The sequence below is a fragment of the Micromonospora sp. M51 genome (genome assembly GCF_018070305.1).
GTDB classification, from domain to species: domain Bacteria; phylum Actinomycetota; class Actinomycetes; order Mycobacteriales; family Micromonosporaceae; genus Micromonospora; species Micromonospora parva.
Map to the genome: position 1 here is coordinate 1 of NZ_JAGPXZ010001404.1, position 609 is coordinate 609.

The 609-nt window shown below is 72.4% G+C and carries 1 pseudogene; it reads right to left on the reverse strand.

Annotated elements, in window-relative coordinates:
• Nucleotides 1–77: 77 nt before the first annotated feature.
• Nucleotides 78–609, reverse strand: a pseudogene (locus tag KBX53_RS35105) (type VII secretion protein EccC); the annotation flags it as partial.

A 609-nucleotide genomic window follows, 5' to 3' on the forward strand; every position in this document is an offset into this window, starting at 1 on the left:
CATTCATCCCGACGGAACCATGACGATCGGAGATTACCGGTTTCCCCACCCGTCACGGGAAGAACCGGCGAGTCAGCTCATTGCGGCGGCAGATGCGCCAGCTGAACGAGGCGTACGCCCTCCCGTCGGGTGACCAGTCGGCCACGCCCCGGCGGCAGTGGTCCGGGCCGGACCGGCCCGACGAGCGCGCCCTCCTCGGGGCTGCCCGCCATCACCAGGCCGGCGGTGGACAGCTCCCGCAGACGCTGCACGATCGGCTCGTACTGGGCGCGGCCCGCCCCACCGGAACGGCGGACCAGCACCAGGTGCAGTCCGATATCCCGGGCGTGCGGCAGGTGCTCCTCCAGCGCCCGCAACGGGTTCGCCGGCCCCGCCGCCACCAGGTCGTAGTCGTCCACCAGCACGAACAGCTCCGGCCCGGACCACCAGGACCGGTCCCGCAGCTGCTGCGGGGTGACCTCCGGCCCCGGTGCCCGCCGCTCCAGGTAACCGGCGGCCGACTCGATCAGGTCGGCGGTGTGCGCGGCGGCGGTGCCGTACCCGATCAGATGTGGTGTCTCGATCGCGCCGAGCAGGCTGCGCCGATAGTCGACGAGGATCACCCGGGCC